Genomic DNA, 13,494 nt, shown 5'->3' with positions numbered 1-13,494 from the left:
TTACCTCTCGAATAGCAGGTAAGCGGGCGGCCGAGCGGACGGCAAGGTAGCTATGATCCAAATGCGGAGGGCGGCCCCGAAAGACCGCCCTCCGCTCTCCCGCCATGAGTCGAGATTTGGCTAATGGATAAGCTTAAAGTCCAAGTGCCCACGCGTGGTATTGACGCGCGAAACCTCGATAATCACGCGCTGGCCCAGTTCATAGCGAGTCCCCGTGTCGGCGCCCGTCAGCGTAAGCGCATCCTCGTCGAACTCGAACCACTCGTTGCCCAGACTCTTGATCGAAACCAAGCCTTCGACCTGCGTCAGGTCCAAGCGCACAAAGAGGCCCATGCTGCTGACCCATGAGACCGTTCCGGCATAGCGCTCGCCCAGGCGATCCTCATAGTACTGGGCAATCTTGATCTTTTGCGTCGCATGGCTAGCGGCATCTGCCGCGCGCTCGGCATCGCTGCATGCGCGGCAGATCTGCGGCAGAATGCGCGGCAGCGACTCGCGCCCCTTGCCGATCAGCCGCGGTGTACGGACCAGGGCGTCCTTGCCGCCGAGCTGCTCATAGGCCAACTGCAGTTTGAGCACGCGGTGCACCACCAGATCGGGGTAGCGACGGATGGGACTCGTAAAGTGACAGTAGCACGGCGCGGCGAGCGCAAAGTGGCCCTCGTTGCGCGGCTTGTACAGTGCGCGCTGCATGCTGCGCAGAAGCAGCGTGTTGACGAGCGGTGCGTTGGCCGTACCGGCGGCAGCATCAACTGCAGCCTGTAGCTCATCGGGACTCCCCAGGGCGATACCGGCAGCACGGCGATCGTCGATGATGCCCAGCTGCGCCAGCGCAACGGCGGCACCGTGCAGGCTATCGGGGCTCGGATCCTCATGCACGCGATAGCAGGCCTCGATATCACGGTCTGCCAGCCACTCTGCAACGCACTCGTTGGCGAGTAGCATGGCTTCCTCGATAAGCGACGTGGCACACGAACGCTCGCGCGCCACAATCTGCACGGGTACTCCGTCCTCATCCAATAGAGCGCGAATCTCGGCCGTGTCAAAATCGACTGAGCCGCGGGCACGACGAATACGACGGCGAAGTTCGGCGAGTTCGTTGGCGGCGACAAGGAAATCGCTGAGGTCGACGTTATAGCCGCGAGCAGTTTCCTCGCACGCAAGACCGCGCTCAAGCGCCTCCTCGCGCGAGGCCTCAGCAGCCGCAACATCCTCAGCGGCGCCTTCCAGCACCGAATACTCAACCGCGTCGGCACGCACCAGCAGCGCCTCGGCGCCGTCATAGTCCATACGCACACGCGAGCGAATCACGCTGGGGTACGGATCGTAATGCCGCACGCGACCCTGCGCATCGAGCTCAATGTCAACGGTAAACGCAAGACGGTCCTCGTCAGGGCGAAGCGAGCATAGGTCACAGGACAGGCGTTCGGGCAGCATGGGAAGCACGCGATCGGCCAGATACACCGATGTCGTACGATGGCGAGCCTCAAGATCGATATGCCCGTCCCAAGCCACATAGTGAGAAACGTCAGCGATATGCACACCCAGCTTGTAGCCACCCTCGGGCGTGCGCTCAAGCGAAATGGCATCGTCAAAGTCGCGCGCGTCGACCGGGTCGATCGTGATGACAAAGCGGTCGCGCAGATCGCGGCGGAGCGGGTCCTTAAGCGCCGCGGACACATCGAGCGAAAGCCCCTCGGCCTCGTCCAGCGCGGCCTCGGGATAGCTATCGGTATAGCCGTAACGCGCCATCACGTATTGAACGCCCAAATCGGGCGCGTCATCTCCGCCAATGCGGCGTTCGATCGTCACGGTGCCCGATTCCAGGCGCGTCGGGTAGGTCAAAATGCGCGCGACAACGGCATCACCCGGGTGGACGCCCAGACGATCCGCCGAGGTATCCTCGGGCAGAATGAAGAAGTCGGCCTTCAGGCGCGAATCGAGCGGCTCGATCACACCGAGCGGACCAGCGGTCTGGTACGTACCCACCACGCTTATGGCTGCGCGCTCAACCACGCCTTCGATCACGGCGCGCCGCTCACCGTGCGGGCTGTTCTTAATGCTCACGGCTACGGTATCGCCATCCATGATCTCGCGCTTACCGCGGCCCATGACCTTGTAGTCGCCGTTTTCGGTTACAACGTAGGCGCTATGCTCATGGAGCTGCACGCGCCCGGTCAGGCTCGGACGGCGTTCGCTGCGCACCGGCCCGCGCTTATTGCGAGCTCCACGCTTATGCTTGTTATCGCGCCCCATGGCGCCTCCTAACTATCGATTGCGAACTCCAAAGAGTCTACCCAAATGATCCGTTTTCCTGCCGTCCCCTAGGGATCAAAAAACGGGCCGCCCCGCAAGAGACGACCCGTTGGAAGGGATGAATTCCAGGCATGCCTACACGCGCAGGTAGCGGCGCATGGCGATGGCAGAACCAAAGAGACCGATAATCACGCCGACCAGAATCAGCGCAGCATAGGTCACCAGGTAGTACTGCATCGGCAGGGCAAACGACATCCAGCCGATGCTCTCCTGCAAACGCGGAATCATCAGATTGCGCAGCAGCTCCAGAACGCCGATGGAAAGCAGCGAGCCCAAAATGGCCTGCAGTACGCCCTCGGTGATAAACGGGCCGCGAATGAAGCCGTTGCTGGCGCCGACCAGACGCATAATCGCAATCTCACGACGACGCGCCGTGATGGACAGGCGAATCGTGTTGTTGATGAAGATGAATGCGATAAAGGTCAAAAGGCCAACGAGCACCACGGCGGCGATGCGGATGTAGTTGGTCACCTGGAACAGGCGGCTCACTTCCTCCTGGCCGTACAGCACGCTCGCGTTGACGTCGCCGTCATCCGCGATCTTCTGGAAGTCGGCGTTCTTCTTGAGCTTCTGGGCCGTGCTCTCGACCTTGGACGGATCGTCCATCTCAATTGCAAACGAAGCCGGCAGCGGGTTCTGGCCATCGAGCGCGCTCATGGTGGCGTCGGCGTTGCCCGACATCTTGCTCGTATACTCGGCCAGCGCGTCGTCCTTGTCCTTGTACGTCACGGACTTGACGTTGCTCCACGTCTTGAGCTCAGCCTCAAAGGCCTGAACATCTGCCTGGTCGGCGTCATCGCTAATAAAGGCGTTGATGACGACCTGATCCTCGACGGTGCCGATCACGGAGTTCAGCATCGCGGAGCCCATGATGAACAGGCCGATGATAAACAGCGAAAGGAAGATCGTGATGACGGCGCCGAGCGAGGTAGTCCAGTTACGGAAGAAGTGACTGATTGCCTCTTTGAAGGAGTAGCCCACGTTAGTTGGTGCCATAGTTGCCGTAACCTCCCCTCTCCTGGTCGCGGATAACGTGGCCGCCCTCGAGGGCGATCACGCGACGGTGCATGCTATCGACCATCTCGCGGTCGTGCGTGGCGACGATCACGGTGGTGCCGGTGCGGTTAATACGCTCGAGCAGCTTCATGATGCCCAGCGAGATCGCCGGGTCGAGGTTACCCGTGGGCTCGTCGCAGATCAGCAGCGGCGGACGGTTGACCATAGCGCGGGCGACGGCGACGCGCTGCTGCTCGCCACCGGAAAGCTGGTCGGGCAGCGAGTCCATCTGATCGGCCAGACCGACCAGACGCAGCACCTCCGGCACCTGGCTGCGAATGACGCCCTTGGGCTTGCCGATGCACTGCAGAGCAAACGCCACGTTTTCGTAGGCGGTTTTTTGCGGCAGGAGCTTAAAGTCCTGGAACACGGCGCCAATCTGGCGGCGCAGGAACGGAACCTTGCGGTTCTTGATCTTCATGAGGTCCTGACCGGCAACCAGGATGCGACCGCTCGTCGGCTTGACGTCGCGGTTGAGCGTCGACAGCAGCGTGGTCTTACCCGAGCCGGAGTGACCGACCAGGAAGACGAACTCGCCCGGATAGATCTCGATGTTGATGTCGTCGAGTGCAGGCTTGTTGGGCTGTGCCGGATAGATCTTGGTGACATGCTCCATAAGGATGACGGGCTCGACACCGGCCTGCTTGGCCATCTTCTTGCGGCTGGCCTGCGGATCGATGGGCGCAAACACCGACGTAAAATCGGGGTTGTTGAGCGCGTTATCGAGGCTTGCGACCTCGGCCGCCTGATCGCTCTCGACCACCGGGGCAGCAGGCTGCGTGGGGTCGGGAATAGCGGCAAAGAGACCGGACTGCGCAGGCTGAGGAGCCGGTGTCGCAGGGGCCATGGGGTCGGGAATGCCGGCCATGGTAGGCTGCGGCGTGGCAGCGCCAGCCTGAGGCTGCTCCACGCGAGCGGTCACGGCCTGAACGGGCTCAAAACCCGCCGTGCCGGAAAGCGCGACATCGCTGGTGGGATTGTAGGCAAAGGGATCGGATGCCGGCTGTGCCTGATCTGCCGGCTGAGCGGGGGCCTGAGCAACAAGCTGGCCCTCTGAATCCGGAGTGGCGAAACGACTGCCCTGGACGCCTGTCTGCGTCTTGGGGGCATCATCGCCCGCACCGGAGGTACGGAAGTGGTTACCCACTGGTGCTCCTTATCGTCGTGCGTTTAAACTACATGAGCGCTTTGTATTTTAGCAGCATTAGCTTTGCTGCACATAAGAAGCATGGCGGGGTTTGGGTCTCACCGGCCGGGCGCAGGGTTACCTCCCAAATCGTCCTCGCGCATGGCCGGCATTTGTCCTGCTCCTGCGGAGCTGCGGACAAACGCCGGCCTGCGCTGCGGAAAGATTTGGGAGGTAACCCTGCGCCCGGCCTGCGGCTACTATGGGGCCGACGCACCAACTTGAGATGCTGCGCATACAAAATTGGAAGGGTCTGAATTGCACTTTGCTGGGATGGGCTCGTTTCCCCATGGGAACTTTGCTTGGCAGGACTCTAATTTAAATTCAGCATAAACAGGGGCGCCCTCTTTGAGGACGCCCCTGTTCTGGCTTGTTTGCGGTTGTCGACGCGATACTTTGCCTCGTCTTGCCTTATGCCAAGAACTCCTTGGTGGTCGCCACGATGTTGGCGGCGTCCAGGCCGTACTTGTGCAGGAGCTCGGCACCCGGGCCGGACTCGCCGAAGGTGTCGTTGACGCCAATCTTCTTGAGCGGCGTCGGGCACTGCTCACACAGAACGTCGGCAACGGCGCTGCCCAGGCCACCGATCACGGAGTGCTCCTCGACGGTCACGACGTGACCGGTCTTGGTGGCGCTCTTGACGATCAGGTCGGCGTCGATGGGCTTGATGGTGTGCATGTTGATGACCTCGGCATCGATGCCCTCGGCAGCGAGCTGCTCGGCGGCCTCGAGGGCCTCGCCGACCATTAGGCCGCAGGCGATGATGGTGACGTCGGTGCCCTCGCGCATGACGATGCCCTTGCCTACCTCGAACTTGTAGGTCTCGGGGTCGTTGATGACCGGCGAGGCCAGACGGGCAAAGCGCATGTACACGGGGCCGTCGCACTCGTAGGCGGCGCACGTCACGGCACGAGCCTCCACGTCGTCGGCGGGAACGATAACGGTCATGCCGGGGATGACGCGCATGAGGGCGATATCCTCGCAGCACTGGTGCGTGGCGCCGTCCTCGCCCACCGAGATACCGGCGTGCGTGGCACCGATCTTAACGTTAAGGTGCGGATAGCCGATGGAGTTGCGGACCTGCTCAAAGGCGCGGCCAGCGGCAAACATGGCAAAGGTGCTCGCAAAAGCAACGCGGCCGGTGGTCGCGATACCGGCGGCAACACCCATCAGATTGCTCTCGGCAATGCCCACATCGAAGAAGCGGTCGGGGCAGGCTGCCTTAAACTTGCCGGTCTGCGTGGCGGCGGCCAGGTCGGCATCGAGGACCACAAAGTCATCGTGCTCGTTGGCGAGCTCGACGAGGGCCTCACCGTAGCTTACGCGCGTGGCGATTTTCTTGACGTCTGCCATCCTAGAGCTCCTCTCCGGCGGCCGTGAGCTCTGCCATGGCCTGCTCAAACTGTTCATCGTTGGGGGCCTTGCCGTGCCAACCCACCTGGTTCTCCATAAAGGAAACGCCCTTGCCCTTGGTGGTCTCGGCGATGATGGCGGTCGGCTGACCCTTGGTGGCGCGGGCCTCGGCAAAGGCGGCGCGGATCTGATCGAAATCGTTGCCGTCGGCGAGCTCCACCACGTGGAACTTGAAGGCGCGGAACTTGTCGGCGAGCGGCATGGGGTCGTTGACCTCCTCGACGGGGCCGTCGATCTGCAGGCCGTTGTGGTCGACGATCACGCAGAGGTTGTCAAGCTGCTGGTTGCCGGCAAACATGGCGGCCTCCCAAACCTGGCCCTCCTCGCTCTCGCCGTCGCCCAGCAGGGCGTAGGTGCGATAGTCGTCGCCCCAGTGCTTGGCGGCAACGGCCATGCCCACGGCGGCGGAGATGCCCTGGCCGAGCGAACCGGTGGACATATCGACGCCCGGGGTGTCGTTCATGTTGGGGTGACCCTGCAGGTGGCTGCCGATGTGGCGCAGCGTCTCGAGATCCTCCTTGGGGAAGAATCCGCGCTCGGCGAGCACAGCGTACAGACCAGGCGCGCAATGACCCTTGGAAAGCACGAAGCGATCGCGGTCGGCCTTGCGGGGGTCGGCCGGGTCGACGTTCATTTCCTCAAAGTACAGATAGGTCATGATGTCGGCAGCGCCGAGCGAACCGCCCGGATGGCCGGACTTGGCAGCGTGCACGCCGGTGACGATGCCCTTCCTTACCTCGTTGGCAACCTTTTTGAGCTCTTCGTCGCTCATTGTGCCTTCCTTTCATCCTCTTAAGACAAGATGCGCACGGCACGGAAAGGTAGTCCCAACACAGCCGCGATGCACGTACGTCATTCATTATGCTGGAAACTGGAAGCTTTACCAGAGTATTTATCATTATTTGAACAATTGAGCAGGCAGAACCGCTGATGAAACGGTTTATCAATGTGAACGTCTTTTGGATGGAACGCAGTCGGCCCTACGCGTTAATGTCCTTGAATCCCTCACCGAAGGTTTCCGTAACGTCGGCGACCGTCACAATGGCGTGAGGATCGCGCTCGCGCACGATCGTTTTGAGGGTGTTGAGCTCGCGGCGGCTCACAATGACCATGATCACCGGCTTCTCGGCACCCGAGTACATGCCGGTCGCCCTAAACTTGGTGCAGCCGCGGCCCAGGCCATACATGATGTCGGCCGCGATATCGGGAAACTTGTCCGAGATGATGAGCACCATACGGCGCCTGTTGCCACCGTCGACCACGGCATCGATCACGTAGCCGCTAATGACCATCGAAAGGCCCGCATACAGCGCGTTTTCGACCGAAAAGACCGGGGCCGACAGCGCGCACACGGCAACATCGATCGCCATGACGGTCGAGCCAACCGGCAGCGATGTGTTGCGCGAGATGATCTGGCCGATCGTGTCAGAGCCGCCAGTGTTGGCACCGGCGCGCAACACCATGCCATACCCGATGCCCGTGATAATGCCGCCCCACATAGCGGGCAGCATCAGGTCGGCATGTGCCAGCGGCGCCACAAACGGAGCGAACAGGTCGGTGAAAAAACCCAGCAGCACAAAACCGGTCGCCGTCTGCACCACGTAGAACATGCCACCCTCGCGCATAACAACCAGCAGCAGCAAGGCATTCATCACGATGGTCTGGATACCGACGGGAAGCGATATGCCATGCGAGGCGCCGACCGCCTGAATAATGGTGGCAAGGCCTGTGACGCCGCCGGCGGCAAGGCCGTTGGGGATCAAAAACAAGTCTGTCGCGATAGCTGCCAGGGCGCAGCCAAACATAATCTTGGGCAAGTCATGAAAGAAGTTCATCGAAAGAATGCGCTTGATGTCCAGACGATATGCCATGCTGCCTCCCTCAAAAAAGCGCACCCAAACGAGTGCGCTTTGAACTTCTTGCTGTATTCGATTCTACCGATTCACCGGGCAAATACCACCCCTGCGCAGTGTTTGCACCGACCCGGAGCCAATCATGTGCCTAGGCAGACGATGCTTCCGCATCGGCGTTGCCGGTTGCCCAACGATGGTAGCCGATCACAAACGGATCCAGATCGCCATCGTCGAGAACGGCCTCGACGTTGCTGGTCTCCACGCCCGTGCGCAGGTCCTTGACCATCTGATACGGGTAGAGCACGTAGCTGCGAATCTGGTTGCCAAAACCGATCGTGGTCTTGGGCCCGCGAATCTCATCCAGGGCCTCGGCGCGCTTCTCGAGCTCGATCTCGTACAGACGGGCCTTGAGAATCTGCATGCACGCGGCCTTGTTTTGAATCTGGCTGCGCTCGTTTTGGCAAGTGACAACGATGCCGCTGGGAAAATGCGTCACGCGTACGGCAGAGTCGGTGGTGTTGACGCCCTGGCCGCCCGGACCGCTCGCGTGATACACGTCCACGCGGATATCGTCGGGACTGATCTCGATGTCGATATCGTCAGGCAACACGGGAATGACCTCGACGCCGGCAAACGTGGTCTGGCGGCGCTTCTTATCATCGGTGGGGCTGATGCGTACCAGGCGGTGAACGCCGGCCTCGGCGCGCAGCATGCCAAACGCGTCCTTGCCCTCGACGGTAAAGGTCGCACGGTCGATGCCGATGACCTCAGCCGCGGGGCAGTCGTTAATGGTGACCTTCCAGCCGCGACGCTGGCAGTACTTCATGTACATCTTAAAGAGCATGAAGGTCCAGTCCTGTGCCTCCAGGCCACCCTGTCCGGGCTTGATGGTCACAATCGCGTCGCCGTGATCGAACTCACCGGTAAACCAGCTCGAAAGCTCGAGCTCGTCGATAGCGCGGGCCAGGCGTTCTGCCGTAGCGGCAGCCTCCTCGCGCAATGCGGCGGCATCGGGGTCGTCGCCCATCTCCTCGGCAAGCTCCAGCGCCGCGCGGGCGTCAGATAGCTCGCCGCGCGCGGTATCCACGGCAGCGATATCTTCCTTGGCGCGAGCGATCTCCTCCATGGTGGCGCGAGCGGCGTCGGCGTCATCCCAAAAGCCGGGGGCCACGCTTTTTGCCTCGAGCTCGGTCACGTGGGTGCGCTTCTCGTCCAAATGAAGATACGACTCAACCTCGCCGAGCCGGTCCGCAAACTTGTCCAGCTCGGCGGGCGTTACCTCTAAAGCATCCGCCATTAACGATTCCTGCCGTGGCAGTACTTGAACTTCTTGCCGCTGCCGCAAGGGCACGGTTCGTTGCGACCCACGTTGACATACGGGTCGTCGCTCTCGGACTTGCGGTAGGTGGTCACCTTAGCGCCGTTGTTGACAGCTGCCGGTCCGCCCTGGACGGCCGTGCGAGCCTGTGCCCGTGCCTCCTTGCGCAGGACCGAGTTGCCGTTGTCACCATCGACCTCGGCAGGACCGGAGAAGCGCGCACCCTCGAGCGCGGGGTCCTCCTTGCGCTCCACAGCCTGCGGGGCGGCCTTGATCTCGATGCGCAGGACGGTGCGCAGGTAATCCTCATACATGGTGTCAACGAGCATCTGGAAGGCACCATAGGCCTCAGTCTTATACTCGACCAGCGGGTCGCGCTGACCAAAGCCGCGCAGGCCGATACCGGTCTTGAGGTAGTCCATCTCCTGCAGGTAGTTCATCCAGCGGGTATCGATAACGCGCAGCATGACCTGGGTGTTGAGCTCGCGCATGAGGTCCTCGCCCAAGCGCTCGGCCTTCATGTTGTAGCACTTCTCGACGTAGGCCAGGACATCGGCAGCAAGGGCCTCGTAATCCTCGTCGGGGAACTTGGGCGTATCGATATGGCCGGTCAGCTCCACCACCCACTTGCGCAGGCCATCGAGGTCGCGCTCGCCGTCGTGGCTGTCCTTAGTGCAAAACTCCTGCACGCAGCGGTACACGGTGTCGTGCATGACCTCGGTGATGTGGTCGGTCAGGTCCTTACCGTCCAGAATCTTGTTGCGCTCGGCGTAGATAACCTGGCGCTGTTTGTTCATCACGTCGTCGTACTCAAGAACGCTCTTGCGCATGGAGAAGTTGATGCTCTCGACCTTGTGCTGGGCGCTCTCGACGGCCTTGGAGATGATCTTGTGCTGGATGGGCATGTCGTCGCCCATTTCTGCCGTGACCATCATCTTGGAGACGCGGTCCATCTTGTCGCCACCGAACAGGCGCATCAGATCGTCCTCGAGCGACAGGTAGAACTGGGTCTCGCCCGGATCGCCCTGACGACCGGAGCGGCCGCGCAGCTGGTTGTCGATACGACGGGACTCATGGCGCTCGGTACCGATGACGGTCAGGCCGCCGGCGGCAAGCACGCGCTCGCGCTCGGCCTTGCAGGTCTCCTTGGCCTCGGCGTTAAACTGCTCGAGCTGCTCGGGCGTCACGTCCTCCATGGTCAGGCCCTCGTACTCCAGGCGCTCGCGCACCAGCTCGTCGGGGTTGCCGCCCAGCAGGATGTCGGTACCACGACCGGCCATGTTAGTGGCGATGGTCACGGCGCCGTAGCGTCCGGCCTGGGCAACGATATGAGCCTCGCGCTCGTGATGCTTAGCGTTGAGGACCTCGTGCGCGATGCCGCGCTTGGTAAGGGCGGCCGACAGCTTCTCGGAACTCTCGATGGAGACGGTACCGACCAGGACCGGCTGGCCCTTGGCGTGACGCCGCTCGACATCATTGGCAACGGCGTTGTACTTGGCCTGGATGGTGCGGTAGACCAGATCCTCGTGATCGACACGCTGCACGGGCTTGTTGGGGGGAATGACCTCGACGGGCAGCTTGTAGATCTCGCGGAACTCGGCGTCCTCGGTAAGCGCCGTACCGGTCATGCCGGAGAGCTTGTCATACAGACGGAAGTAGTTCTGCAGGGTGATGGTGGCAAGGGTCTGGTTCTCCTCGCGCACGAGCACGCCCTCTTTGGCCTCGATAGCCTGGTGCAGGCCCTCGGAGTAGCGACGGCCCTCCATGATGCGGCCGGTGAACTCATCGACAATCTTGACCTCGCCGTTGGTAACAACGTACTGCTTGTCGCGGTGGAACATGTACTGGGCCTTCAACGCCTGCTGCAGGTGGTTGACCAGCTGGCCCGAGAGATCGGCGTAGATGTCCTCGATGCCTAGGCGGCGCTCGATTTTCTTAAGGCCACGCTCGGTGGCGGCAATGGTGTGCTTGGCCTCGTCCATGACATAGTCGCCCGTGGGCTCGACGTCCTCGGTGGCGGTGAGCATGTCGTGCGACACGTCCTCGCCGCGCTCAAGGCCACGCACGGCACGCGCGAAGTCCTTGTAGGTACTGGCGGACTTGGTACCAGCGCCCGAGATGATCAGCGGGGTGCGGGCCTCATCGATCAGGATGGAGTCAACCTCGTCGACGATGGCGTAGTTGTGGCCGCGTTGCACGCGCTGCTCGGGACGGGTAACCATGTTGTCACGCAGGTAATCAAAGCCGAACTCGGAGTTGGTGCCGTAGGTGATGTCGGCCTGATAGGCCGGGCGCTTGAGCTCGAGCGGCATGTTGTTCTGGAGCAGACCGACGGTCATGCCCAGGTACTTATAGATGCGGCCCATCCACTCGGAGTCGCGCTTGGCAAGGTAATCATTGACAGTAACGACGTGCACGCCCTTGCCGGCAATAGCGTTGAGATAGCCAGCCAACGTGGAGACGAGGGTCTTACCTTCGCCGGTCTTCATCTCGGCGATGTGGCCCTCGTGCAGTGCCATGGCGCCAATAAGCTGCACGTCAAAGTGGCGCATACCCATGGTGCGCTTGGAAGCCTCACGCACGGTGGCAAAGGCCTCGGGGAGCATGTCGTCGAGCGACTCGCCGTTGGCGTAACGCTCGCGGAACTTATCGGTCTGGCCGCGGAGTTCCTCCTCGGTCATCTTCTCAAACTGGGGCTCAAGACCGTTGATCTGGTCGACGATCTTGTAGTAGCGCTTCAGGTCCTTATCGGATCCAAAGGACAGCAGCTTTGACATGAATCCCATGTGGTTTTCCTTTTTGGCCATCGCCCACGCCGCGCAGCTGCGGGCGAGTTAAACACAGATGATTGTACTTTAGCCAAACAAGGCGCGGCCTATACGGTCGACCTCAACCGCCACGTAATAACTACGACCAACCTGCCACAATGGGACAGGGTAATTCTGGCAGATTTTATCTGGGCAAACGCCGCCTCCCCGCCATGTGGTGCCATGGGGACAGGTTAGTTTGCACCGATTAAAAAGAAAAGGGCCGCGCACCCAAATGGATGCACGGCCCTCATGCCATGAATGCGAGTGATTTCGCGGCGAGCTATTTACTCAGCAGCCTCGGTGGTCTCGGCCTCGGCAGCGGCCTCCTCGACGGGAGCCTCTGCGGCCTGCTTGGCAGCCTCCTCGGCAAACTTAGCGGCACGCTTAGCCTTCTCGGCAGCCTTAGCCTCAGCGGCGGCCTTGCGAGCGGCCTCGGCCTCAGCAGCCTTGGCGGCCTTGGCAGCCTTGGCCTCCTCGGCCTTCTTGAGCTGGGCGGCAGCGGCGCCACCGAACTTGTCGGCGAAGCGCTGGACGCGTCCACCGGTGTCGACGAACTTCTGCTGGCCGGTGTAGAACGGGTGGCACTCGTTGCAAAGCTCGACCTTCATCTCGGACACGGTAGCGTGCGTCTTGAAGGTGTTGCCGCAGGAGCACGTCACCGTGCACTCGACATACTGGGGATGGATACCCTGCTTCATGGTAGGACTCCTTATTGATCAGGCGCTGGTTACCGATCAGCGCATAAGGCGTCTTGGTTTCCGACCAAGACAACAAACTCGGCTATGGTACCACGGCGCCGCGCGTCCCACAAAAGGTTCACGGTCTTTTCGGAACGACACGAATCTGACCCATCGAAACACATCTCCACCGTTCCTTCAACTGGGAAAATGCCGTCCCCGGGGCCTGAGAAGGGCCCGGGGACGTTCGACTGACTGCGGGAACGGCCTTTCCGCTCAATGTGTTCGGCTGAGATCGGAAATCAACCAAACTGAACTAGGTTCAGTTGACATGGTTAAAAACGAGGGGCGACGCTTTTGCGTCACCCCTCGTCCCGGCCGGTTGCTTTAGTTGTACACACGGTAGTTACACTTGAACTGGGTTATGTGTCCATAGTTGGAGCGGTACCAACCCGACGTATAGCTGATTTCCCCTGCGCCTAGATAGTCGTAGCCCTTGTTGTAGCGAAGCTGACTGTAGGTCGTGTCGTACTCTGCTACGTAAAACGTGTCTCCAGAGAAGGCTTTGTACCGGTCCTTAACCGTCGAAGCCATGTACGCGGGTTCGACATCGCCTTTCTCCCCGTTGAGCGCATAGACGGGTGCCGCGATTCCGCATAAAGCCGTTGCCACGAGGATGGCGTAGACAGCCATGCGCGACGCATTGGACTTCAGCTGTTCAAATAGTTTCATGTCATTCACCTCCTTCGTATGTATCGAGGTATTCCTGCTTGAGCGTCTGCGAGGACGACTTGATCTTTTCCACGAGCGTGCCGGCTTCGATGAAGTAGAACGAGTTGGTGAGGTCTGCCAGGTCGTCGAGCAG

The 13,494-nt window shown here is 61.1% G+C and carries 10 protein-coding genes; all 10 read right to left on the bottom strand.

Annotated elements, in window-relative coordinates; all coding sequences use genetic code 11:
- Positions 1-120 precede the first annotated feature (120 nt).
- Positions 121-2,256 (bottom strand): ribonuclease R family protein, encoded by a 2,136-nt coding sequence (locus DW037_RS08260; protein WP_118373158.1) that lies wholly within the window; start codon positions 2,254-2,256, stop codon positions 121-123.
- A gap of 135 nt (positions 2,257-2,391) precedes the next feature.
- Positions 2,392-3,312: a permease-like cell division protein FtsX gene (gene ftsX / locus DW037_RS08255; protein WP_099432018.1), complete on the bottom strand. Its 921-nt coding sequence runs from the start codon at positions 3,310-3,312 to the stop codon at positions 2,392-2,394.
- Positions 3,299-4,519, bottom strand: coding sequence for a cell division ATP-binding protein FtsE (ftsE, locus tag DW037_RS08250; RefSeq protein WP_117629495.1), 1,221 nt, complete (start codon positions 4,517-4,519; stop codon positions 3,299-3,301). The genes ftsX and ftsE overlap by 14 nt, the downstream gene beginning before the upstream one ends.
- 450 nt (positions 4,520-4,969) lie before the next feature.
- A complete protein-coding gene (locus DW037_RS08245; protein WP_117583024.1) occupies positions 4,970-5,911 on the bottom strand; it encodes a transketolase family protein in 942 nt (313 codons plus the stop codon).
- Position 5,912: 1 nt separating this feature from the next.
- On the bottom strand, positions 5,913-6,743 hold the full coding sequence (locus DW037_RS08240) for a transketolase (RefSeq protein ID WP_099432020.1): 831 nt from the start codon (positions 6,741-6,743) through the stop codon (positions 5,913-5,915).
- A 208-nt stretch (positions 6,744-6,951) separates the two neighbouring features.
- Entirely contained in the window at positions 6,952-7,842 is an 891-nt protein-coding gene (locus tag DW037_RS08235) for a YitT family protein (protein ID WP_117583025.1), read from the bottom strand.
- A 130-nt stretch (positions 7,843-7,972) separates the two neighbouring features.
- Complete coding sequence (gene prfB / locus DW037_RS08230; RefSeq protein WP_118373156.1) at positions 7,973-9,121, bottom strand: peptide chain release factor 2; 1,149 nt, start codon at positions 9,119-9,121, stop codon at positions 7,973-7,975.
- On the bottom strand, positions 9,121-11,928 hold the full coding sequence (secA, locus tag DW037_RS08225) for a preprotein translocase subunit SecA (protein ID WP_118373154.1): 2,808 nt from the start codon (positions 11,926-11,928) through the stop codon (positions 9,121-9,123). Before secA ends, prfB begins: the two co-directional genes overlap by 1 nt.
- Before the next feature lie 308 nt (positions 11,929-12,236).
- Entirely contained in the window at positions 12,237-12,650 is a 414-nt protein-coding gene (gene rpmE, locus DW037_RS08220) for a 50S ribosomal protein L31 (protein WP_117638071.1), read from the bottom strand.
- A gap of 366 nt (positions 12,651-13,016) precedes the next feature.
- Positions 13,017-13,361 carry a hypothetical protein gene (locus DW037_RS08215; RefSeq protein ID WP_118373152.1) on the bottom strand — a complete coding sequence of 115 codons (345 nt, stop codon included), beginning with the start codon at positions 13,359-13,361 and terminating at the stop codon, positions 13,017-13,019.
- Positions 13,362-13,494: the final 133 nt, after the last annotated feature.

It is taken from the genome of Collinsella sp. AF39-11AT (assembly GCF_003474585.1).
Classification (GTDB): Bacteria; Actinomycetota; Coriobacteriia; order Coriobacteriales; family Coriobacteriaceae; genus Collinsella.
The sequence above is the reverse complement of the archived record's forward strand: the minus strand, read 5'-3'. Positions and strand labels throughout refer to the sequence as shown.